Raw genomic sequence first — 22,121 nt, 5'->3', positions numbered from 1 at the left:
GTCCGGCCAGAACTTTATCGTCTTTCTGCAGTTGGTTGGGTGAAATGAAGCCGGGCCTTCATCTGCGTGCCACGCAAAGCCAGGTTTTCAGGCTGGGGCAGGTCGTCAGCTTGCTGCAGATGTCGGCGGCGGAGCTGGACGCGCATCTGGCCGAGGCCGCGCAAGAGAACCCGATGCTGGTCTTGCGAACGCGGCCCGGTGCGGGGACGAGCGCCACGGATATTCTGGAAATGACCGCTGTCGCGCAGGCCAACAGCCTTTATGACCATGTTTTCCGCGAACTCGCCGGGTTGATCGCCCAAGGCGGCCTGATGGAACGGGTGATCACAGCCCTGATTGCAGAGCTGGAGCCCTCGGGCTGGCTTGCCCGCCTACCACGCGAGATTGGCGAAACTCTGGGTGTCAGTACCGATCTGATCGAAGCCGCCTTGAAGGTCGTGCAGCATCGAATTGAGCCGGCTGGGCTCTTTGCACGCGATTTGGCCGAATGTCTGCGGCTACAGCTCGAAGATCGGGATGCGCTTTGCGACGCGACGCGGCAAGTTCTGGACCATCTTTCGGTGCTGGAAACCGATGGCGTTGTAGGGCTGGTATCAGCGACCGGGCTTGAGCCGGAGATCGTTCAGGACTGCCTGACGGTGATCCGGCGGCTTGATCCGAAACCGGGCAGCGCCTTTGCCACCGATCCGACGCTGATGCGGGCCCCTGATGTGCGCGTCACCCCCCGCGGGGAGGGTTGGCAGATAGAATTCCTGTCGTCGCAACAAGAACATATCAGGATTTCCAGCCTGCCGCGAGGCAGCGATGCCCCACGGGCGCGAGAGGCTTTGGCCAGGGCCAGGGCGTTGAAACAAGCGCTTGAAATCCGCTACTCTGCATTGCGTCAGGTGGTGGGGGTCGTGGTCGATCGGCAAGGCGGGTTCTTTCTGCACGGTGCTTCGGCGCTGGAACCGATGTCCATGTCCGAGATTGCCGCTGAAACGGGGTTTCACCTCAGCAGTGTCAGCCGGGTGTTGAACGGTTTGCTGATCGAAGGGCCGAATGGGATTACGGCGGCACGTATGCTGTTTTCGGGCACGGCTTCGGTCAAGGCGTCCCAGTCAAAGCCGCAGGTGCTGGCGCGGATCCGCGCCCTGCTTGCCGGGGAAGATCCCGCAAAGCCGCTATCCGACCGGCGGTTGACGGCAATTTTGCAAGACGAGGGCATCATGGTGTCGCGCCGTGTAGTGTCGAATTATCGCCAGCAAATTGGTATTCTGCCAGCTGCGAAACGTCGGTTCCGCGCCTGAATTTGCACCGCCGCGCGGGTCGTCTGCCGGTCTTGCGTTCCCCCAAATCCGAACCGTTTAGCCAAGCCTTTTCGGCCCGTTACATCGCAAGTGTAACGCGCTAGTGGCAGGCGTCAGTGGACAGGTGTAACGCGGTGTAATGTCGCACCTGAGACAAGTGTAACACTATTTAACGGTTCGCCCCGCCGCCCGGCGTTACAGTTTTCGGCCCACAGGGCGGCGCAAGTTTTTTACGCACAAAAAATTACACAAAAACAGAATATTACGGGTCAATGGGGCGAGAAACCTTCGACTTTGCCAAAACTGGAACCGGTCTTGCCAGAAGATAGGCACAAGATGCGGGCGCCCCGGACGACAGGGGGCTCAAAGAACGAAGGACAGGGAGAGAGGCCAACACCCCGCCGACAGATGCAGCTTCGCATTGGCAGGGCAGGGCGGGCCTGAACTTCACAACCTTTGCCGAGAACCGGCGCCACCAGACGTGGCGCCAAACCGAAACGGCAAAAGCCGCCAACAGGCCGGGCAACCGGCCGCAGAGCTGTAAGGAGGCTCATGGCATGACTTTGACGCTTAACAAGATCACGTCGCAACGTGGTATCTCGGTTGGGGAGGCCACCAAGAAAATCTCCGATCTCGGCTGGAACCCGTCCTACGTTCAGGAAGCCAGCACGTTTCCGACCGATTACAAGATCACCAAGGCGCCGCGCGACCCGATGAAACAGGTTCTGCGCTCTTATTTCCCGATGGAGGAGGAAAAGGACAACCGCGTCTACGGCGCGCTGGACGCGGCACTTCGCGGCGATATGTTCCGCAATGTCGAACCGCGCTGGATCGAGTGGATGAAGCTGTTCCTGGCGATCATTCCTTTCCCCGAAATCTCTGCCGCGCGGTCCATGGCAATGGTTGCACGCCTGTCGCCGGGTGAAGACCTGCGCACCGGGTTCACCATGCAGATGGTCGATGAATTCCGCCACTCCACGATTCAGATGAACCTGAAGAAGTGGTACATGGAAAACTACATCGACCCGGCGGGCTTTGACATCACCGAAGAGGCCTTTGGTAAGTGCTATGCCACCACGATTGGCCGCCAGTTCGGTGAAGGGTTCATCACCGGCGATACCATGACCGCCGCCTGCATGTACCTGACCGTGGTTGCCGAAACCGCCTTCACCAATACGCTGTTCGTGGCCATGCCGTCAGAGGCTGCGCGCAACGGCGACTATGCGCTGCCCACGGTGTTCCTGTCGGTGCAGTCGGATGAAAGCCGCCACATCGGCAACGGTCACTCGCTGCTGATGGCCGCGCTGAAGGAGCCGGAAAACCATCTGCTACTGGAGCGCGACCTGCGCTATGCCTTCTGGCAGAACCACGCCATCGTCGATGCTGCAATCGGGACGTTCATCGAATACGGCACCACCAACCGCGACAAGGACAAGGAATCCTATGCGGAAATGTGGCACCGCTGGATCTTCGAGGATTACTATCGCACCTACATGCTGCCGCTCGAAAAATACGGCGTGAAGATTCATCACGACGATGTTCAGGAAGCGTGGAAGCGGATCACCGAAAAGAACTACGTCCACAAGGTTGCGCAATTCTTCGCCGTGGGCTGGCCGGTGAATTTCTGGCGGATCGAGGCCCAGACCGACAAGGACTTCGAGTGGTTCGAGCACAAGTATCCGGGTTGGTACGCCGAGTTCGGTGATTTCTGGAAGTGGTACGCAAAGCTGTCCAAGCCCGGCGAAACCGTCATCACGTTCAATCAGGACACCGGCTATGTCTATCCGCATCGCTGCTGGTCGTGCCTCGTGCCGTGCCTCATCCGCGAGGACATGGTTGTCGACGAGATCGACGGAGAGCTGCACACATTTGCGCATGAGCTGGATCGCTGGACTGCGGTCGAGGCCTTCTCGGACGAATACCAGGGTCGGCCAACGCCGGCGATGGGCAAGTTCTCGGGCAAGCGCGAATGGGAAAGTGTCTATGACGGCTGGGATCTGGCCGATGCGATCAAGGATCTCAACTTCGTCCGCGAAGACGGCGAGACCCTGACAGCCCAGCCGCATCTGCGCTTTGACAACAAGGACATGTGGAAGCTGGAGCATGTCCGCGGGCACACTTTGCGGTCGCCGCTGAACATGCTGCGCGGCATGGCCCCGGCAGAGCGTGAAGCGCATATCGCTGAATATCAGGCGGGCTTCACCATCAATCCCTGCAACTAAGCAGCATCGCGGGGGCCGCGCAGGCCCTCGCAACCCCGGCGTCAGATTTGGGCGCGCGGATCATAGGGAGGAAACAATGACGGACACTTACAACGTCCGATTGGAACCGGTCGGCGTGGAATTCGAGGTTGAAGAGGACGAAACCATCCTCGACGCCGCATTCCGCCAGGGCATCGCCCTGCCGCATGGATGCAAGGAAGGACAGTGTTCTGCCTGCAAATGTGTCAAGCTCGACGGCGAAACCGAGATGCTGAAGTATTCCACTTTCGCTCTCAACGATATGGAAAAGGACAGCGGCCACGTCCTGATGTGCCGGACCCTCGCCTATAGCGACGTGGAAATCGAGCTTCTGAACTATGATGAAGAGGTGCTCTCGAAGTCCATCCCGGTGAAGCAGTATTCCGGCAAGATCGTTGATTTCCAGAAACTTACCCATGATATCCGCGGGGTTCAGATCGAACTGGATGCGCCTTTGAAATTCTGGGCGGGTCAATATGTCGACATCACGGTCAAAACGGAAGAAGGGGAGGAGATTACACGCTCGTTCTCCATGGCAAATCCGCCGAGCGAAGCCCAGAAACTCGGGTTCATCATCAAGAAATACCCCGACGGACGGTTCTCCAACGAGCTCGACGACGGCGGCATCAAAGCCGGTGCCGAAGTCAGTGTCGAAGGACCCTACGGGATGTGCTTCCGACGCGAAGACCGACAAGGACCGGTGATCCTTGTTGGGGCCGGGTCCGGCATGTCGCCGGTCTGGTCGATCCTCAACGATCACATTGCAAGCGGCGAAGATCGTCCGGTCTATTTCTACTACGGGGCCCGCTCGCAAAGCGATCTTTTCAAACTGGACGAGATCGGCGCGTTGACGGAAGCGCACCCCAATGTCGAGTTCATCCCCGTGCTGAGCCATGAGGAAGACGGCAATGGCTGGACCGGCGCCCGCGGCTTCGTTCACGAATATGTCGACACGCATCTGAAAGAGCTGGGCATCGATGGTGAGGGCGATGTCTATGCCTGCGGACCGCCCCCGATGATCGACGCGCTGACCCCCGTCCTGTTCATGCATGACTTCGATACAGACCGCATTTTCTACGACAAGTTCACGCCCACTTCCGGTTCTTCGGGCCACTAAGGCTGGCCCGAACGCTAGTGACGTGAACAAAACCCAAGGGAGGCTACCATGGTAGCAACATCAAGTTCTGTCGGATCCGGCGCTGCCGGCGCGGCGCAATTCGTCGGCTCGAACAGCCGCAAATACAACTATTTCGAACCGCGTGGCAAACGGGCGACGCATTACGAGGACGTCACAGTTGACGTGCAACCCGATCCCGAAAGGTACCTGATCCAGAACTGGATCATCGAGTTCGAGGGCGGCAAGGGTGGCGGCGCCTATGTCAAGGACAGCACTGCCGCGCTTTCCAGCAACTGGCACGCCTTCCGGGCCCCGGATCAGGAATGGGAACGGACGCATTATCAGCGCCAGTCCAAGATCGAGGCCATGGTGCAGGCGGTCATTTCCAACGCCCGCAAGGCAGGCGCGCACAAGGCGTTCGACAAGAACTGGCAGACCATCCTGCAGAAGCATCTGGGCGCCTGGAAACACGCGGAATTCGGTCTTGGCACGTCGCTGATGCAAGCTCAGCGCTATGGCTATACCCAGATGATCAACAACGCCACTCTGACCAATTCATCCTACAAGATGCGTCTGGCGCAGGACATCACGCTTTATCTGGCCGAGATCGGCATGGATATCGACGGCTGGGACGACACGCTGGGCAAGAAAACCTGGCTGGAAGACCCGATCTGGCAGCCCTGCCGCGAGGCGATCGAGACGATCATGGGCGCCGAGGACTATCTGGAGCAATATTTCGCCATCAACATCGTGTTTGAACCGCTGGTGGGCGAATTGGTCCGCTCGGGTTTCTTCATGCAGGCGGCAGCGGCCAATAATGACTTCATCACCCCGCCGGTGATCTCTGCTGCCGAGGCGGATTATGAGCGCAACCTCGCCAACACGGTCGACCTGATCTACCTGCTGGCGCATGAGGAAGAGAACGGGGCGCATAACCGCAAGCTCTTCAAATCCTGGCTCGCGAAACACGGTGATCTGGCTGAAAAGGCCGCGGTCGCGTTGCAGCCGATCTGGTCGCAGCCGCATTCCAAGCCGGTGTCTTTCGAAGACGTCAAGGCCGTCTCGAAAGAACGCCTCGACCGGATCGTTGGCGAGCTGGATCTCGGATAAGTCCCTGAAAGGAGTACAAACATGTCTAGCATAGCGCGCAATGCGACCAAGCAGAACATCTTCAAGTCGATGAAGGATATCGACCTGACCTCGCGGGAAGTCTCGCACCAATGCGGGGTCACCATGAATGACAGCGTCGAGGCTCGAGCCATCGCTGAATTCATGGAGGAAAACGATCCCAAGGTGACGGTCACCTACAACCCGGCGACCATCCGCATCGACGGTGAAGGCAAGCTGATCTTCAAGATGAGCGAAATCACTGAATATCTTGGCCGCGACATGACCGCCGAGACCTTCGAGGTGAACACCTCCACCCATTACGGACGGATGGTGCGGGTCGACGACGACACCGTGATCCTGTTCGGCGACATGAACGAGGTCATGGAATTCATCTGATCGCCAATTGAAAGGCTTCGGGGCCACGCATTCCGGCCCTGAAGACACCAAGGAATTCAGCGCAGATCCAAGGGAGGACAACATGTACACCACAAAGGACGGGAAAGAGATTTTCGTGCTCGACGGGCACACCCATTTCTGGGACGGCAGCCCCGAGAACCAGGCCAATGTGCATGGCAAGCAATTCATCGATTGTTTCTACGCCTATCACACCAATCTCAGCCCCCCGGAGGAGCTCTGGGAGAAGTCCCGCTTCGAGAAATATTCCGAGGATGACATCTATCGCGATCTGTTCGTGGACGGGCCGGATGACATGGCAATCATCCAGACAACGGTGCTGAGCGATTTCTACAAGAACGGTTTTGGCTGCATCGAACGCACCCATGAAATGGCCAAACGGCATCCTGAACGCTTCATCGTCAATGGCGCGTTTGATCCGCGCGATGGGGAGAAGGCGCTCGAATACATCCATTATATGAAGGAAACCTTCGATATCACCGGCGTGAAGATGTACACCGCCGAGTGGAATGGCGACAGCAAGGGCTGGGCGCTGAATGATCCTGCCGCCTACAAGTGTTTCGAGCTGTGCGACAAGCTGGGTATCAAGAACATCCACGTCCATAAGGGGCCAACCATCATCCCGCTGTCCAAGGACGCGTTCAGCGTTGACGATGTGGATTATGCCGCCACCGATTTCCAGAACCTCAACTGGATTGTCGAGCACTGCGGCCTGCCGCGCCTGGATGATTTCTGCTGGATAGCGACGCAGGAAACGAATGTTTATGCCGGTCTGGCTGTTGCGATGCCCTTCATCCATTCGCGTCCGCGCTATTTTGGCGAAGTGATGGCCGAATTGCTGTGGTGGATTGGCGAAGACAAGATCCTGTTCGGGTCCGACTATGCGATATGGACGCCAAAATGGCTGGTCGAGAAATTCTGGGATTACCAGATCCCCGAGGACATCTCGGCCGAGCGCGGCGGCGTACAGCTGACCGACGAGATCAAGGAGAAGATCCTCGGTTTGAATGCGGCGCGGCTGTATAACGTCGATGTGGCGCAGAAGAAGGCGCAACTGGCCGGTGCCCCCGTCCAGATTGCAGCGGAGTAGGCGCATGCTGGTTGCAAATCTCTCCGCAGAGCTGGAGCTGGAGGTTCGGGAACGGCTTGATGCCGTGACCGACCCAGAGCTGGACGAGCCCATCACCGATCTTGGTTTCGTCGAAAGGGTCGAGGTCACGGATGCCCGCAAGGTCAGAGTCGAGTTTCGGCTTCCCACCTACTGGTGCTCGCCCAATTTCGCCTTTCTCATGGGGTTTGGCATCCGCAAGGAGGTGACGGCACTTCCCTGGGTGGTCGAGGTCGAAGTGCTGTTGCACGATCATTGCTTTGGCGACGAGGTCAACGAGGGGATCAACAGCGGTCGCGACTACCACGAGGTCTTTGCCAAATACTGCGATGGCGCACGGCTGGACGAGGTGGTGGAAACGTTTCAGGCAAAGGCCTACGACCGGCGGCAGGAAACGGTCCTGCTTGGCGTGCAGGCGCTTGGCCACGGACCCGCTGACATCGTGTCGATGACGCTTGGCCAGTTGCGGGATGTGACGTTTCAGGGCGAAGAGGAGCTTCGTCAAAAGCCGCGCTACCTTCACTTGCTGGAAGCGCGTGGTCTGGCCTGCGATCCGGAGGATCTGGCCTTTCCCACATGGGCAGGGGACGAGATCGAACCGGGCGCCCTGTCGGACCACCTGGCCCGCCTGCGCAGCACCCGCATCAACATGGAGTTCAACGGCGCGCTGTGCCGGGGGCTTGCCAAGACGCGCTACAAAGAAGTCGAGATCGGACCGGATGGCCCGACGCTGATTGATTTCATCTCGGGCCGCGTCCCGCTACGCGAACAGGCCGCCCTGCGCGGCTAAGTGGCTGCACAGAAAGAAACTAATGGGAGGAGGCGCGGGATATGCCCGGCGCCAAAGGAGGAAGATATGGCTAAACTCATGGTACATGGCAAGACGGCCCGCAACTGCTTGGCACGGGGGGTCGCGCGGCTTGCGGCGGCTGTCGAACCCACGCTTGGCCCCAAAGGGCTGAACGCGATGGTGGATCGCCCGGTGGGCACACCGCTGGTCACCCGCGACGGGGTCAGCATCGCGTCAGAGATCGCGCTGAACGACAGGTTCGAAAACATGGGCGCACAAGTCGTGCGCGAAGTGTCCATGCAGACCAATGATGTGGCCGGGGATGGCACCACCACGGCGATTGTGCTGGCCAACGCGTTGATCCAACGCGGCGTGGATCTGACAGACAGTGGCGTCAAGCCGGTGGATCTTTGCAAAGGGATCGACCTGGCCGTGGCCCGGGTGGTCGACGCAATCGACGCCTCCTCTTTGGATTGCGACGATCACCCGGAATACCTCGAAGCCGTGGCGCGCGTCTCTTCGACCGATGTAAAGCTTGGCGAACTGGTGGCCGAGGCCCATCGCCGCGTCGGGCGGGACGGTGTGATCTCTGCCGATTTCGGGGTGACGATCGAAACCACTCTGGACGTGGTCGAGGGCATGTCCTTCGAGCGGGGCTACATCTCGCATCACATGGTCACTGACCGCGAGAACATGGAGGCGGTACTGCGCAACCCGCTGATCCTGATGACCGATCAGAAGATCCTCAAGCCGGAGATCCTGAACAATGCGGTCACGATTGCCGAGGGCGAGAACCGCCCGCTTCTGATCATCGCGGAAGAGATCGCGCCAGAGGTCGTGATCAAGCTGCTCGAAACGGGTGGGGCCGGAAAATACCTGATCGTGCACCCGCCGGAATACGGCCATTGGCGCACGGCGATGATGGATGATCTGGCCATTCTGACGGGCGGCGAAGTGCTGGCCCGTGATCTTGGCAAAAAGGTTGAGAATGTCACCCGCGAACAGCTTGGCGGGGCAGAGATGGTGCGATCGCATGCATCGGGCACATCCATCCTGCGCGGCGAGGGGACGCCAGAGGCAATCACCGCACGCCGCAATCAGGTGCAGCGCCAGCATGACACCGCGCCGCCCAATATCGACAAGGACAAGCTGCGCGAACGCCTGTCCAAACTGACTGGCGGCAGCGCGATCATCTATGCGGGCGGGTTCACTCCGGTTGAACAAAAGCGCACCATTCAGCTGATCGAGGACGCGCTTTGTGCGGTGCAGGCGGCAGCCGAGGATGGCGTCGTCGCAGGTGGCGGCACGGCGCTGGCCCAGATTGGGCACTGCCTCGACAAGCTTGACGCGCTTGGCGACGTGGCCAAGGGAATTCAGCTTGTCCGCTCCATCCTGACCGAACCGCTGCGCCGGATTTCGCGCAATGCCGGCGCGGATGCGGCCTCTGTTGTGCAGGCCGTGACCGAAGGGCCGGAGGGGCACGGGTACAACGCCGCCACCGGAGTTTTCGGCAACATGTTCGAGGCGGGAATCGTCGACCCGGCCCGCGTTCCTGCCAGCGCGCTGGTCAACGCGGCCTCGGTCGCCACGCTGATCCTGACCACCGAAACGCTGATTGGTGATCTGGATGAGGGCGAGGCCGATCCGACCGAAGGCCCCGCGCGTGGCGGCGGCGCCGAGCTGCTTGGCCGGGCCTGAACGCTGATTGCAACGTGGGACTGGCCCCGAACGGGGTTTGGCCGGTCCCATCCCATTGAAGGAACGACACCATGAAAGCAGCAAGACTTTACGAATACGATCCTGCGATGAACGTGGAGCTCAAGATCGAAGACGTGCGTCCTCCCACGATTGCGGCTCCCGACGAAGTGATCGTAAAGGTCGGTGCGGCGGGCCTGTGCCGCACCGACCTGCATATCATCGAAGGTGTCTGGAAGGACATCATGGATATCGAGGGCGGCCTTCTGCCCTACACGATGGGCCATGAAAACGCAGGCTGGGTCGAGGATGTGGGCAGCGCCGTCACATCCGTCAAACCCGGTGACGCGGTGATCTGCCACCCGTTCAACAGCTGCGGGATCTGCATGAGCTGCCGCTACGGCCACGATATGTATTGCGACCATGGCAAGTTCCCGGGCCTGGGGCTGGATGGCGGCTTTGCCGAGTATTTCAAGACAAACGAGCGGTCCCTTATCAAGCTGAACACCGGCATCACGCCGCTGGAGGTGGCACCCATGGCGGATGCGGGTATCACCGCCTACCGCGCTGCGAAAAAGGCTGCAAAACTCCTCAACCCCGGTGGTTACGTGCTGCTGCTTGGCATTGGCGGCCTGGGCCATATTGCGCTGCAAGTGCTCAAACACACCAGCGGCGCACGGGTGATCGCAGTGGACCGGGAACCGGCGGCGCAGGCGCTGGCGAGGGATCTGGGCGCGGATATCGTGCTGGATGGGGGCCCGGACCTGATCGACGAGGTCAAGGACCTGACCGGTGGCGGCGCGCATGTGGCGATTGATTTTGTTGGCGAACACGGGACCGAGAATACCTGCTGGAAACTCTTGCGCCAGGGCGGAGAGCTGATCATGGTGGGTTATGGCGGCACGGTTGAGGTGCCGACATTGGAACTTGTCGCGAACGAGATCAAGATCGGCGGCAGTCTGGTGGGCGACTTCGTTGAACTCGTGGAGTTGATGGAGATGAACGCCGACGGCAAGGTGCATATGCACCAGACCGAGTACAAGCTCGCCAATATCAATCAGGCGATCACCGATTTCAAGGATCGCAAGTTCACCGGGCGGGGCGTCATCGTTCCGTGATCGTCGTGCCCGGGTTGCCCGAGGTGCCGAAAGGCACCTCGCCCTGCGGCTGATCCCTTGCCGGGTCGGTCGCAGAGCCCCCAACGTTAAAACTGCAAAGGTAAAATATGGCCAAGGCAATCCATTCCATGATCCGCGTGCTCGACGAGGATCGCTCTGTTGCGTTTTACCGCGAGGCCTTTGGCCTCGAGGTGGCAGACCGGCTCGATTTCGACGGTTTCACGCTTGTCTACCTCTCCAATCCAGAGAGCGCGTTCGAGCTTGAACTGACTGTCAACAAGGGCACGACCGAGCCCTACGATCTTGGCAATGGCTACGGGCATCTCGCCGTCAGCGTGGATGACATCGACGCGGAACATGCCCGTTTCGAGGCCGCAGGCCTTGCCCCACGCAAGCTGGTCGATTTCCAGCACGATGGCGAAACTCTTGCCCGCTTTTTCTTCGTCAAGGATCCCGATGGATACGAGATCGAGGTTCTGCAGAGAGGCGGGCGTTTCAAGTAAGACCAATCATGTCAGGGAGGACAAGATGACATCACGCAAGCAAGGCATGACGCGCCGCCAGCTGTTGTCGCAAGGAGCGATGGCCGGGGCGAGCTTCGTCGTGGGAAGCGGGTTCGTGGCCGGGCAGGCCCACGCCGCAAACTGGGCGCTGGAGGTGACCCATCTTCAGCCAGAGACGATGGCGACGCTGATCCAGATGGCCCGCGATATTTATCCGCACGATCAGGTCTCCGATGAATTCTATGCCATCGCCGTCAAGGGCTATGACAGTGAAGACGCCGCGCCGGGCATCGAGGCTGGGATCGCCGCGCTGAACGAGGCCGCACGCGGCATCGGCTATGCCCGTTATGTCGATGTGGGTTGGGAACGCGACCGCGCCGACCTGCTGCGCGGTATGGAAAACAGCGCCTTCTTCCAGCAGATCCGCGGAGGGCTTGTGACTGGTCTTTATAACCAGAAAGCCGTCTGGCCGATCTTTGGCTACGAAGGCGAGAGCTTTTCCAAGGGCGGCTATATCGACCGCGGGTTTGACGACATCAATTGGCTTTGAGGGAGGGCTTGATCAATGACAGCACCATTTGACTTGTCCGACGACACCGTCGTCGTGGTGATCGGGACCGGCGCCGGCGGCGGCGTTCTGGCCAACGAGCTTGCGCAAAAGGGCGTCTCTGTCGTCGCGCTGGAAGCGGGCGGGCGGTACCTGCCCGAGGATTATATCAACGATGAGTGGGAGAGCTTCGGCCAACTGGCCTGGACCGATCCGCGCACGACGTCCGGCGACTGGCGTGTGGCCAGAGATTTCTCCGGCCTGCCCGCATGGATCGTGAAAGCTGTTGGCGGGACCACGACCCATTGGGCCGGTGCCTCGCTGCGGTTTCAGGATCACGAATGGAAAGCCAGGACGACCTATGGCGACGTTCAGGGGGCAAACCTGCTCGACTGGCCGATCGACCCGCGCGAGATGGATGATTATTACACCCGCGCCGAGGAAAAGCTGGGCGTCACCCGCACCAATGACCGCGCGGGCCTGCCGGGCAACACCAACTTCAAGGTGTTCGAGAAGGGCGCCAAGGCGCTTGGTTATGAAGAGGTCCATACCGGGCGCATGGCGATCAACTCCGCCGATTATGACGAGCGCCCGGCGTGCCAGCAGACGGGGTTCTGCTTTCAGGGCTGCAAATGGGGCGCCAAATGGTCAGCGGCCTATACCGACATTCCACGCGGCGAGGCGACGGGCAATCTGGAAGTGCGCGAGCGGTGCCATGTCTTGCGGATCGAGCATGACGAAGAGGGAAAGGCGTCCAGCGTCGTCTATGTCGATGCCGGTGGCACGCAGCAGGAACAAAAGGCGCGCGTGGTTTGTGTCGCGGGAAACTCGATCGAAAGCCCGCGTTTGCTGCTCAACTCTGCGTCGCAGATGTTCCCAGACGGGCTGGCCAACAGCTCTGGCCAGGTGGGGCGTAACTACATGCGCCACGTGACCGGATCGGTCTACGCGACCTTTGACAAACCGGTCCGGATGTGGCGCGGCACCACCATGGCCGGGATCATTCAGGACGAGGCCCGGCACGATCCTGAACGGGGCTTTGTCGGCGGCTACGAGTTGGAGACCCTGGCGCTTGGCTTGCCGTTCATGGCGGCCTTCCTTGATCCGGGTGGTTGGGGACGCGAGTTCACCTCTGCGCTGGACCACTATGAAAACATGGCCGGCATGTGGATCGTGGGCGAGGATATGCCGCAGGAAACCAACCGCATCACCCTCAACCATGCGGTGACTGACCAGCACGGGTTGCCGGTGGCGGATGTGCATTTTGATGACCATCCCAATGACATCGCGATGCGCAACCACGCCTACAAGCAGGGCATGGCAGTCTATGATGCGGTCGGCGCCACGCGGACTTTCCCGACGCCGCCTTATCCGTCGACGCATAACCTTGGCACCAACCGTATGTCCGCCAATCCCCGCGACGGGGTAGTGAACAGCCACGGGCAAAGCCACGACATCGCCAATCTGTTCGTGTCAGATGGCAGCCAGTTCACCACGGGCGCGTCGGAAAATCCAACGCTGACCATCGTGGCGCTGGCCATCCGTCAGGCGGAATTCATTGCCGCGGAACTGGGTCGCCAGAACCTCTGACCCGTCTGCCCGCAAAAGTTCAGGTGGTCCGCTTCGCGGGCCGCCCCCAGACTGACTGTTCCCTTTGCAGGGCAATTCAAAGGCTTTTCCGAAAGTGGGAACATGATAATCGGAAACGACACGCGGCGAACGCGCATTTCTGGCAGGCGAAGAACCTGGAAGACAGCGATTACGCGCCGCGGGAAGAACTGATCGCGCTAGGTGGCGGTGCCGCGACGGGCGAGCAGGCTTACAGGCCGAAAACACCGGCCCGCAGTACTTTGCGCGAAAGCTGCGGGCGCAGACACAAAGCGCCTTTCTGACCGCAAAACGCGCGTCTTGATCCACGGCAGAGCCCTGCCTGCCGGTTTAACTACGACCTTTATAAATTGGCATCATAGGGCTTGTTCTGCTAATATTTGCAACGGGAGGAAATTCAGTGGTTGATATATTCTCGAAACGCGAAGGACCGCGTCTCGAAGACGTGAAGGCTAAGCGGCTCTTGTCCGAAAACGCCGGCACGATCCGAAAGCTTGCGGACCAGATCAGCAATGGCGGCTTTTCCAAGATGCGCGCCGATCAGGCGCGTCGCAAGCAAGAGCCCAAGCCCGAGGGGTTGATCATCCACGACATGAATGCCCGCGTGTCCAGTGAGACGCCGGAACCTTACGTGAAAGTCAGCCTGAACAACCGCGTCGTTCTGGTGGATAAATCCACCGGACGGCAGATGCAGCTTTTGGGTGAAATTCGCGGCAACTTCATGTCGAAATATTTTGTCCTGGCGACCAAGGATAACGGATTCCTGTCCCCGCTGGAGGACGATATGCTTGCTGCCCTTGCGCATTTGGAGGGGGCCGACCTCACGGGTGATTTCACCGATAGTGACCTGGCCCAAGCTCTTGAAGACCTGATTGTTCCGCGCGGAGAATAGCCTTTCGCCCGCGTGTTCTGTTTGCCGTAATTCACCGAAGGGACTTGAACCGGGGCCTGGCAAAGGGGCCGTAATGACGAACTCGAAAAGCAAGAGGGCCGATCGATTGCCTGATGACTCCAGCTATTCGGAACATGACACGCGCGAAGCCTGGGAAAAATTTGTTTCCGCCGGGCGCGAAATGGAACAAAGACCACCCAAGGTACGCGAGGAAATCCTGAATTCCTGGCGGCGCAGCCGGGATTCAGGGGTCGATGCCAGCAGCATCGCGTCGCGAAAGGTTTATGACGAAACGCAAATCCATCTGCGGCGCGAACGTAACGCGGTGCTGCGCAGGGCCGCATCTGCTGCCTTCAAACGGCTAGAGCCGCATCTCAAGGAAGCGCGGACCATTCTGATCCTCGCGGATGAACATGGCGTCATCATCGATGCGATCGGTGACGCACATGTGCTGGATGAGGGGCAGGAGATCCATCTGGAACTTGGCGGCGATTGGAGTGAAAAGACAATCGGCACCAACGGCATAGGCACGGCCCTGAAGACCGGTAAACCGGCATATGTACACGCGTCGGAACATTTCGCCGAAGGTGTGCAGGACTGGACCTGCGCGGGCGCGCCCATTTTTGACCCGTTCACGCAGACCATCATCGGCGTGGTGGATCTGTCCGGCCCGCCCCATATTTTCCGCCAGCACAATGTTGCGCTTGTTCTGGCCGCCGCGCGCGAGATCGAAATCGCATTGGCCGAACAGAAACAGATCGAACGCACGCAGTTGCTCGAAGCGTTCCTGATGTCGGATTACAGCCGGGCGCATGACAGCGTGGTTCTGGTTGACCAGACCGGTCGCGTGCTGTTCCGGCGCGGTTTTGGCGAAGACATGCTGCGCCGTGCCAAAGAGCTGTCGGTCGGTCACAAGCTCTTGCCCAAGTTGGAAGGGCTGACCGATCAGGATATTCCCAAGCTTCTTCCCCTCAATGTCGAGGCTGAAGGAATCGAACGGCTGAAACTGGAAGGTGTGTATCGCGGTCTTGCTCTCTTTTTGAAGAACAAGGAAAACCTGCAACGCAAAGCGGGGGAGACCTGCACCATCAAGCCGCGCGTGAATGTTGCCGAGGGTGAAATCCGCATTGTCGGCTCGTCACCCAAGATGGTGGACGCGATGGGGCTTGCGGAACGGGCGGCGCTGGCGAATGTCTCGGTTCTGATCCATGGCGAAACCGGGGTCGGCAAAGAGCTGTTCGCAAGGCTGATCCACAGCAGGCTGCCCGATGACAGGGCGCCCTATGTTCCCGTCAATTGCGCCGCCATCTCCAGCGAACTGATCGGGGCAGAGCTGTTCGGTTACGCCGAAGGTGCCTTTACCGGCGCCGCGCAGGGCGGGCGCAGCGGAAAGTTCGAACTGGCCAACAAGGGCGTGCTTTGTCTGGATGAGATCGGCGACATGCCGATAGAGCTGCAACCCTACCTGTTGCGGGCGCTTGAACAGCGGGCGATCTACCGGATCGGGGACAGCCAACGCCGCCCCGTCGATGTGCGGCTTGTCGCGATGACAAACCGCGACCTGCGGCAGGAAATCGAGAAGGGAAATTTTCGCCGGGACCTGTTCTATCGGCTGGGCGTGATGACAATCGAAGTGCCGCCGTTGCGCGAGCGCGGCAATGACGTGCTAGAGCTTCTCGAGTATTTCTCACAGCATTACGCAGAAGAAACCGGGCATCAGCCGATGATCTTCACCGACAAAGTGCGGGAATTTCTGCTGCGATATCAATGGCCGGGCAATGTGCGCGAATTGCGTAACGTGATCCAGCGGTTCTATCTGGTCAAGTCTGACAGCCTCGTGACCGAACGGGATCTGCCGCCGGAGATCCTTGACGATTTCGAAGGTGGCGACGAGGATTCGCTGGAACATATCCTGGGCGGGCATTCTGGCGATCTGGAAAGCATCGAGGCCAGTGCCATTCGACGGACCATCGTGGCAGAGAATGGCAACCTGACGAAAGTTGCGCAGGTTCTGGGGATTTCCCGCCCGACCCTTTATCGGAAGATCAAAAGATATCGCATCCGCAATGACTGAACGTATCCAACGGGTTTGACCCGATGTCTCAGTCTCCGCATCCAGTGAGTTTTGTGCGCCCTGAGGATGGTGTAACTTCAAAGTTGATGTGTTCTCGTAAGAATGGGAATCCGGACCTGACAGCCGCGCCTGAAATACGAAATCATGCATCAAGAAACCGGAACGGCGAGCTCTTACAGCTGGTTTCGTCGCGACCTATTCTTTAGCAGGCCGCTGAAATAGTCGTCAGGCCGGAACGTTGTTCTTCCAGCGGGTGACCTGACCCGTCATTTTGCGCGCCTGTCAGGCTTGTTCTATGCCTCCGGTCTTCGTTTTGATCCTCATGCGCCCAGCAACCGGGGCAATCGGGCGAGATTATTGGCCGCCATCATCAGGATGAAGCGGGATCGTACCCGCTCGACGCCGCGATAGACGGTTTGTGCCATGCCGCCGACGGTTTTGGCATAGCCGAAAGCCTCTTCTATCTTCTTGCGGTGTTTCAGGGACAGTGCGTAACCGCCATGTCTGGTGGTGCGCCCGTTGATCGCGGAATATCGCGCCTTCCGGGCGACATGCGGGGTCACGCAGGCTTGCCGGAGGTCAGAAACAAACTCGGCAGCGTCATATCCCTTGTCAGCCCCCAGCGTCAGGCGCCGGGTCGATCCGGGGGAATGGCGATGCACCATATCCAGCGCGGCCTTGCGTTCGGCGTGGCCGTCAGCCTGGGTCAGGTCGCCCTGAACGATCAGCCCGTGGCGGTTTTCCATCAGCGCATGCCCCATGAAACACAGCACCGCACCCGTGCCGGGAGATTTCTTGTAGAGCCGAGCCTCCGCGCCGGTGGTTGAGGCGTGGGTGGCATTCGAGCGCTTCTCGCCCTTGAAATCGACCTCGGCGTTGCGGTTGCGGTTGCGGTGATTGGAGCGGGGCATCGGTTCGGTCTCGGGTTGGGTTTGTTCGGGATGGTCGTCGGGCGTGAAATCATGCGCGAGTGGATCACCTGGCCTTTCATCGTCAGGCGGCATGCCCTCCGCCTTCGGCTCGAAACTCTTCATCGAGGCCCAAGCTTTGATCAGCGTGCCGTCGACCGAGAAGTGCTCGTCCGAAAGCAGAGGCGCCACCTCGCGGTGCGCCAGGATCGCGGCCAACACCTTGCGCGACATGTCCGTCGTCAACAGCCGGTCGCGGTTCTTCGTGAACATTGTGGGCACCCAGACCTGGTCATCGATTCCCAGCCCCACGAACCAGCGGAACAGCAGGTTATACTGCATCTGCTCCATCAGTTGACGTTCGGACCGGATCAAGAAAAGTATCTGGATCAGGCTGGCTCGGATCAGGCGCTCCGGCGCAATCGAGGGGCGGCCAAAATCCGCGTAGAGCTGGTCAAAATCATCATCGAGACTGGCAAGCGCGTCGTTGACCACCTGCCGGATCTTGCGCAACGGGTGCTGCGGGGGAATGCGCTCCTCAAGATCAACATAACTGAACAGCGATCCACTGGTCTCGTCCGTCCCGCGCATCTTCACCCCCACACAAGCCGCCCAAATGGTGAATCATGTTCTCAAATTGTTGTCGAGGGCGAGGTTTTTCAGCAGCCTGCTAGGCGCGATACGTTGCCTCAGTTAAGATTTCTTTTTCACCTGAGTCGACCGGGTTTCGTTCGCGGACAAATCGTCGCCACTCCGGCGCAATACCGAAACGACCGAACAGTTTCGCCACCAGCCGTAGCCGAAGCGGTTTCCGAAGATCATGGGAAAATTTTGGTAGCGGAGGAGGGACTTGAACCCCCGACACGCGGATTATGATTCCGCTGCTCTAACCAGCTGAGCTACTCCGCCACGGTGGAGGCTGAGTAGTGCAGCCTCGGACGCGGGTCAAGCGCAATTTTGGCAGTTTTGGGCAGGATTTTCAGACTGTCGGTTCAAGCGAATGTCGGCAAAGGAAAACGGGCAAAGGGTCGGCGCCGGAACAGCGCGCCGCATCCGGGTCGGCGCGACAGTCCTTGCGCGCCTGGCCATGTGTTTGTCAGATTCTTGCGAGCAAAACGGCACCGTGTGAACCGGCATCTGACATCGGTCCTAACGTATCACTGAACCGCCCGTTCGGGTCAAGGGCCGTCTATATCCTCGGACTGTCAGCCCTGGAACAACTCGCCCTTCGTGTCGCTCGTGCGCACAGGGGCGAAGTCGTCCGGGTAAAGCTTCTTGGCCAGTTCGCTCGTGAAGGGCAGGTTTTGCAACGCAGTCTTGGGGAAACGCTTCACGACCTCATCGCGGTAGAAACGGACATCTTCCAAACTGTCGACCGATCCCAGGTCTTGATCGTTATTCACGTAGTGGTTGTCTCGAATTTGGCTGAACTTTGCGTGCGCAGAGAAATCCGTGACGTTCAGTCCAAGGCTCCGCTCGATGTCGTTCATACTGTCATTGAGCGGAACTTCGTCCATGTTCAGTGTGATGATCCGGCCGAAGTTCAGATTCCAGATCGGCTGGATCTGTGAACAGACATGTATGTCGGCCTTCTTTGCCGTACGGCGCAGATCGACATCCTTGTAAAGCTCACCGAACTCCCGAAGTGTCAGACCATCTTTCAGGATGTTGATGCCTTTTCCCATAGCGAATTCATCAGCGAACCGTGTGCGTACCGCGTGGCGGAAGGTCGCAACGAGCCGTTTCATAGGGTCACGCGTGACCTTGATCAGGGTCCAGTTTTTGGGGCCTTGTTCCATCAGGGTATCACGGCGGCGCTGATACATCGCTGACTGGTAATAAACCTTGGTCCGGTACCTGTGCGGCCAGGAATGAAAGTAGTTGGCCGCTGGCAACAGGCGTTCATGCAGGAAATACCACGTTACAACGTGTGTACATGCCGATTTAGGAGAGAATGAGACGACAATTGGGTGTCTGGTGAAGATCAGCGGGCGCTCCCCCAATTGCGAGGCGGTGAGTTGCCTTTTTTTCCGGCCAAGGGGCGCCGCACCCAAACGCGTCAACATGAGCAATCCTCTGCAATAATACCGCTGCTAATCAGGTCATAAATCCACATCGGCGTATATACAAGCCAAACAAAAGAGATAAGCGTTACGTCGCTTGCTGATTGAAAGGGCCGATATGGCACTGATTTCGCCTATTTTGCGCGCATCAAGCGCCTCGAACATGCCGTGTCGAATCGGCAGGGGGGCCTGCATGTGCAAGCCGGGCGATATAGATATCGGCCTGTAGTCGGCAGGGGGATTGAGTGTTTGAGCGCCAACTCGGGCACGTAGCGGTTGTGGTTCTCAATCCCTATGAAGCACGGCGCCGGGGTTCATGATGCCGTGGGGGTCCAGCGCGTCCTTGATTGCCCGAATCGCGGACAGTTTCGCCGGATCGCCGTATCGCGACAGATCCTCCACCTTCAACCGTCCGATGCCATGTTCGGCACTGACGGAGCCACCGAGTTCATGGGCCAGGTCGTGGACGATCCGGGTGAGCCCGTCTTTCACATTGGAAAACTCTTTCTTGGAGCGTCCCACGGGCGGGAAGATATTGAAATGCAGATTGCCGTCCCCGACATGGCCGAAACAATTGATGCGGAATTGTCCCTCGGCGCAAATCGCGTCTTTGCCACGCCGGATGAATTCAGCAAGCGCCCCGAGCGGGACAGAGATGTCATGGCTCGCAATCGACCCGATATGGCGGTTTGCGAGCGGGATGGATTCGCGCATTGTCCAGAATTCGGCTCTTTGCGCTTCTGACTGCGCGATCAGCCCGTCAGTCACCAACTCGGCTTCGGCGGCGGCCGCGAAAAGGTCTTCCAGCGCCTCTGATGGCTCCAGACCACGGGGCAGGCCGATCTCTGTCAGAACGATCCATTCTGGCATTGGATCGAAGGGCAGGCGCACTTGTGGCATGGTTTCAGCGAGGAAATCCGTGCCGGTGCGGTCGATAAGTTCAAAAGCACTGACGGTTTCGCCCATCTGGTTGCGGGCAAGCGACAAGAGCGAAAGGGCAGCCGCAGGGTCGCGCACGGCCATGATTGCAGTGCCACGCCCGGCCGGGATCGGGGAAAGCTTCAGCACGGCAGCGGTGATAATCCCCAGCGTGCCCTCTGCGCCGATCAGAAGATTGCGCAGATCGTAACCGGTGTTGTCCTTGCGCAATCTGCGCAGCCCATGCCAGATCTGACCATCGGGCAGCACCGCCTCCAATCCCAGGCAAAGCTCGCGGGCATTGCCGTAGCGCAGCACGTTTACACCGCCCGCATTCGTCGCCAGATTGCCGCCAATCCGTGCCGTGCCTTCAGAGGCAAGTGACAGCGGGAAGAGACGCGCGGCCTCTTGTGCGGCCGATTGAACCTCTGCCAGGGTTGCACCGGCCTCGGCAATCAGCACATTTTCCAGTGGATGCACGGCGCGGATCGCCGACATGCGTTCCAGTGACACGATCAACGGCGCGGGGCCGGAGCCAGTAACCTGCCCGCCGACCAGCCCGGTGCCTCCGCCATATGGGATGATGCCGACCTGCGCGGCGTTGCAGGCGCGCACAATTCTGGAAACCTCTTCGACATTGCGGGGCAGCGCCACCCAGTCGGAATTGCCCTGCCACGTGCCGCGCGGCTCTTCAAGATAGCGCGGCTCTGCCGGACGAAGGGTGTCTTGGGGCAGATCCTTCTGAAGGCTTTCGGCGAAATTGGCATCGGCAGCGTTCAGCATCTTGGGCCTCCGGGGTGTTGCGCGCATATCCATATCACGCAGCCGGAGGGCCACAAGTCCGGCGCTATTCCGGGTCGTGCAGCCATGCAGGTTGCAGAACGACCACGGTGGGCCGTGGCGGCAGGCTGCGCAGCGACAATTCGATGCTGCTATCCGCACGGCGATCCACGAGGAATTCGTGCTCGATCCCCGTCAGGAACCGTTCAAGGGCTGCACCGGAAAACCAGTGCATCGGGATCACGACAGAGGATTTCAGCCGGTTCAGCATGTCAATCATCACCGATTGCGGGAGCGTGTAGCCACCATCAACCGGCGCCATGACCACATCCAGCCGCCCGATGGCGGCGTATTGGGCATCGTTTGGTTCGTGGTGCAGGTGGCCCAGATGACCGACACAAAGGCCTTCGACCTCGAAGATGAAGATGGAATTGCCGCGATCCTCGCGCCCGCCGAATTGTGACCGGATATCGGTAGAGACATTGCGGACCAGCATTTCACCCAGATCAACATGGTGGTCGATCCCCTCGCCAAAGGGCCCCCAGCCGGGCAGGACAGTGGGAATGGCCGGGTCCGGATTGGCTGTCCAATGAGTGTCATGCGCGTGGTTCATGGTCACGACATCCGGAATCATCCGAGTCGGACCGATGAAGCCGGTGAAATCGGTCACGGCGTTCAGCCCGCCCGGCGTCTGGATCAGAAAGGAGGCGTGAGAGATGTAGGATATCCGCACCGTGTAATCCGGCAGCGGTTCGCTCCACGAGGCCTTATGCAGATATTGCAACCCCGGCGCGGCATCCGCAATGGCGATGCAATGGCTTGGCCTGCGGGGTTCCGGCGCGGCATCTGTCTGTGCCTGGGCGGCCGTGAAAAACAACAAGAATAGTAGCGTAAGACGGATCATCGGGCGACCTCCTGCGGGTGAAGATAGCACGGCTTTAGAAAAT

Annotated in this window: 18 protein-coding genes and 1 tRNA gene; 14 read left to right on the top strand and 5 right to left on the bottom strand. The window is 59.4% G+C overall.

The genetic code is table 11. The annotated features are described in order from the left end of the window. Window positions 1–44 precede the first annotated feature (44 nt). From EDD52_RS06525 to EDD52_RS06460, 14 genes are all read left to right on the top strand, one after another. Window positions 45–1,289 carry an RNA polymerase factor sigma-54 gene (locus EDD52_RS06525; protein WP_165907471.1) on the top strand — a complete coding sequence of 415 codons (1,245 nt, stop codon included), beginning with the start codon at window positions 45–47 and terminating at the stop codon, window positions 1,287–1,289. 557 nt (window positions 1,290–1,846) lie between these two features. Then, window positions 1,847–3,511 carry an aromatic/alkene/methane monooxygenase hydroxylase/oxygenase subunit alpha gene (locus EDD52_RS06520; RefSeq protein WP_132243094.1) on the top strand — a complete coding sequence of 555 codons (1,665 nt, stop codon included), beginning with the start codon at window positions 1,847–1,849 and terminating at the stop codon, window positions 3,509–3,511. 76 nt (window positions 3,512–3,587) lie between these two features. Further along, window positions 3,588–4,646 (top strand): NADH:ubiquinone reductase (Na(+)-transporting) subunit F, encoded by a 1,059-nt coding sequence (locus EDD52_RS06515; protein ID WP_132243092.1) that lies wholly within the window; start codon window positions 3,588–3,590, stop codon window positions 4,644–4,646. Window positions 4,647–4,694: 48 nt separating this feature from the next. Further along, window positions 4,695–5,756, top strand: a complete 1,062-nt coding sequence (locus EDD52_RS06510; RefSeq protein ID WP_132243090.1) for an aromatic/alkene monooxygenase hydroxylase subunit beta — start codon at window positions 4,695–4,697, stop codon at window positions 5,754–5,756. 21 nt (window positions 5,757–5,777) lie between these two features. Further along, window positions 5,778–6,152, top strand: coding sequence for an MmoB/DmpM family protein (locus tag EDD52_RS06505; RefSeq protein ID WP_132243088.1), 375 nt, complete (start codon window positions 5,778–5,780; stop codon window positions 6,150–6,152). An 82-nt stretch (window positions 6,153–6,234) separates the two neighbouring features. After that, window positions 6,235–7,260, top strand: a complete 1,026-nt coding sequence (locus tag EDD52_RS06500) for an amidohydrolase family protein (protein WP_132243086.1) — start codon at window positions 6,235–6,237, stop codon at window positions 7,258–7,260. 4 nt (window positions 7,261–7,264) lie between these two features. After that, a complete protein-coding gene (locus tag EDD52_RS06495; protein ID WP_132243084.1) occupies window positions 7,265–8,068 on the top strand; it encodes an iron-sulfur cluster assembly protein in 804 nt (267 codons plus the stop codon). Between the two features lie 66 nt (window positions 8,069–8,134). After that, a complete protein-coding gene (groEL, locus tag EDD52_RS06490; protein ID WP_132243082.1) occupies window positions 8,135–9,766 on the top strand; it encodes a molecular chaperone GroEL in 1,632 nt (543 codons plus the stop codon). 71 nt (window positions 9,767–9,837) lie between these two features. Beyond that, a complete protein-coding gene (locus EDD52_RS06485; protein WP_132243080.1) occupies window positions 9,838–10,881 on the top strand; it encodes an NAD(P)-dependent alcohol dehydrogenase in 1,044 nt (347 codons plus the stop codon). 107 nt (window positions 10,882–10,988) lie between these two features. Continuing rightward, on the top strand, window positions 10,989–11,384 hold the full coding sequence (locus EDD52_RS06480) for a VOC family protein (RefSeq protein ID WP_132243078.1): 396 nt from the start codon (window positions 10,989–10,991) through the stop codon (window positions 11,382–11,384). Window positions 11,385–11,409: 25 nt separating this feature from the next. Further along, window positions 11,410–11,934, top strand: coding sequence for a twin-arginine translocation signal domain-containing protein (locus EDD52_RS06475; protein ID WP_132243076.1), 525 nt, complete (start codon window positions 11,410–11,412; stop codon window positions 11,932–11,934). Window positions 11,935–11,949: 15 nt separating this feature from the next. Continuing rightward, the gene (locus EDD52_RS06470) at window positions 11,950–13,521 is read left to right on the top strand and encodes a GMC family oxidoreductase (protein ID WP_132243074.1); all 1,572 of its coding nucleotides are present in this window, start codon (window positions 11,950–11,952) and stop codon (window positions 13,519–13,521) included. 418 nt (window positions 13,522–13,939) lie between these two features. Further along, complete coding sequence (locus EDD52_RS06465) at window positions 13,940–14,431, top strand: hypothetical protein (protein WP_132243072.1); 492 nt, start codon at window positions 13,940–13,942, stop codon at window positions 14,429–14,431. A gap of 106 nt (window positions 14,432–14,537) precedes the next feature. Beyond that, entirely contained in the window at window positions 14,538–16,505 is a 1,968-nt protein-coding gene (locus tag EDD52_RS06460) for a sigma-54-dependent Fis family transcriptional regulator (protein WP_243651859.1), read from the top strand. 320 nt (window positions 16,506–16,825) lie between these two features. Here the strand turns inward: EDD52_RS06460 and EDD52_RS06455 are convergent, their stop codons facing one another. The 5 genes from EDD52_RS06455 to EDD52_RS06435 form a co-directional block, all read right to left on the bottom strand. Continuing rightward, window positions 16,826–18,004, bottom strand: a complete 1,179-nt coding sequence (locus EDD52_RS06455; RefSeq protein WP_132243068.1) for an IS5 family transposase — start codon at window positions 18,002–18,004, stop codon at window positions 16,826–16,828. 241 nt (window positions 18,005–18,245) lie between these two features. Continuing rightward, a tRNA-Met gene (locus tag EDD52_RS06450) sits at window positions 18,246–18,322 on the bottom strand. Window positions 18,323–18,618: 296 nt separating this feature from the next. Further along, entirely contained in the window at window positions 18,619–19,479 is an 861-nt protein-coding gene (locus tag EDD52_RS06445) for a sulfotransferase family 2 domain-containing protein (RefSeq protein ID WP_132243066.1), read from the bottom strand. Window positions 19,480–19,761: 282 nt separating this feature from the next. Beyond that, the gene (locus tag EDD52_RS06440) at window positions 19,762–21,177 is read right to left on the bottom strand and encodes an FAD-binding oxidoreductase (protein WP_132243064.1); all 1,416 of its coding nucleotides are present in this window, start codon (window positions 21,175–21,177) and stop codon (window positions 19,762–19,764) included. A 64-nt stretch (window positions 21,178–21,241) separates the two neighbouring features. Beyond that, on the bottom strand, window positions 21,242–22,078 hold the full coding sequence (locus EDD52_RS06435) for an MBL fold metallo-hydrolase (protein ID WP_132243062.1): 837 nt from the start codon (window positions 22,076–22,078) through the stop codon (window positions 21,242–21,244). Window positions 22,079–22,121: the final 43 nt, after the last annotated feature.

It is taken from the genome of Primorskyibacter sedentarius (assembly GCF_004342065.1).
Classification (GTDB): Bacteria; Pseudomonadota; Alphaproteobacteria; order Rhodobacterales; family Rhodobacteraceae; genus Primorskyibacter; species Primorskyibacter sedentarius.
This window is presented reverse-complemented; position numbering and strand designations above follow the sequence as displayed.

Bases quoted from the DNA above. Each gene is read 5' to 3' on its own strand.
- EDD52_RS06525 (WP_165907471.1), top strand. From the start codon at position 45: ATGAAGCCGGGCCTTCATCTGCGTGCCACGCAAAGCCAGGTTTTCAGG.
- EDD52_RS06520 (WP_132243094.1), top strand. From the start codon at position 1,847: ATGACTTTGACGCTTAACAAGATCACGTCGCAACGTGGTATCTCGGTT.
- EDD52_RS06515 (WP_132243092.1), top strand. From the start codon at position 3,588: ATGACGGACACTTACAACGTCCGATTGGAACCGGTCGGCGTGGAATTC.
- EDD52_RS06510 (WP_132243090.1), top strand. From the start codon at position 4,695: ATGGTAGCAACATCAAGTTCTGTCGGATCCGGCGCTGCCGGCGCGGCG.
- EDD52_RS06505 (WP_132243088.1), top strand. From the start codon at position 5,778: ATGTCTAGCATAGCGCGCAATGCGACCAAGCAGAACATCTTCAAGTCG.
- EDD52_RS06500 (WP_132243086.1), top strand. From the start codon at position 6,235: ATGTACACCACAAAGGACGGGAAAGAGATTTTCGTGCTCGACGGGCAC.
- EDD52_RS06495 (WP_132243084.1), top strand. From the start codon at position 7,265: ATGCTGGTTGCAAATCTCTCCGCAGAGCTGGAGCTGGAGGTTCGGGAA.
- groEL (WP_132243082.1), top strand. From the start codon at position 8,135: ATGGCTAAACTCATGGTACATGGCAAGACGGCCCGCAACTGCTTGGCA.
- EDD52_RS06485 (WP_132243080.1), top strand. From the start codon at position 9,838: ATGAAAGCAGCAAGACTTTACGAATACGATCCTGCGATGAACGTGGAG.
- EDD52_RS06480 (WP_132243078.1), top strand. From the start codon at position 10,989: ATGGCCAAGGCAATCCATTCCATGATCCGCGTGCTCGACGAGGATCGC.
- EDD52_RS06475 (WP_132243076.1), top strand. From the start codon at position 11,410: ATGACATCACGCAAGCAAGGCATGACGCGCCGCCAGCTGTTGTCGCAA.
- EDD52_RS06470 (WP_132243074.1), top strand. From the start codon at position 11,950: ATGACAGCACCATTTGACTTGTCCGACGACACCGTCGTCGTGGTGATC.
- EDD52_RS06455 (WP_132243068.1), bottom strand. From the start codon at position 18,004: ATGCGCGGGACGGACGAGACCAGTGGATCGCTGTTCAGTTATGTTGAT.
- EDD52_RS06445 (WP_132243066.1), bottom strand. From the start codon at position 19,479: ATGTTGACGCGTTTGGGTGCGGCGCCCCTTGGCCGGAAAAAAAGGCAA.
- EDD52_RS06440 (WP_132243064.1), bottom strand. From the start codon at position 21,177: ATGCTGAACGCTGCCGATGCCAATTTCGCCGAAAGCCTTCAGAAGGAT.
- EDD52_RS06435 (WP_132243062.1), bottom strand. From the start codon at position 22,078: ATGATCCGTCTTACGCTACTATTCTTGTTGTTTTTCACGGCCGCCCAG.